The following is a 323-nucleotide window of genomic DNA, read 5'->3' on the forward strand; positions in this document are numbered from 1 at the left end:
CCCCCCCCCCCCCCCCCCCCCCCCCCCCCCCCCCCCCCCCCCCCCCCCCCCCCCCCCCCCCCCCCCCCCCCCCCCCCCCCCCCCCCCCCCCCCCCCCCCCCCCCCCCCCCCCCCCCCCCCCCCCTTCACACCCCCACCCCGCCAACCGAGATTCGGTCACGGGTCTCGTGGGCTCGGAGATGTGTATAAGAGACAGCCCATGGGTCGCCGCGTAGCCGGCCCAGGCGTTTTCGCAGCGTTCGGATATTGAATGCGGAGGCACTCGTGAGACGCCCCAACTCCTCCCAACGCAGCGGCACGGAAACGGGAGCACCGGGACGGGC

Annotated in this window: 1 pseudogene; it reads right to left on the reverse strand. The window is 78.3% G+C overall.

The features are described from left to right. Positions 1–125: 125 nt before the first annotated feature. A pseudogene (locus JHD67_RS22950) lies at positions 126–323 on the reverse strand (hypothetical protein); the annotation flags it as partial.

Origin of the sequence: Dyella sp. ASV21 (assembly GCF_016428975.1) — a bacterium.
Taxonomy (GTDB): domain Bacteria; phylum Pseudomonadota; class Gammaproteobacteria; order Xanthomonadales; family Rhodanobacteraceae; genus Dyella.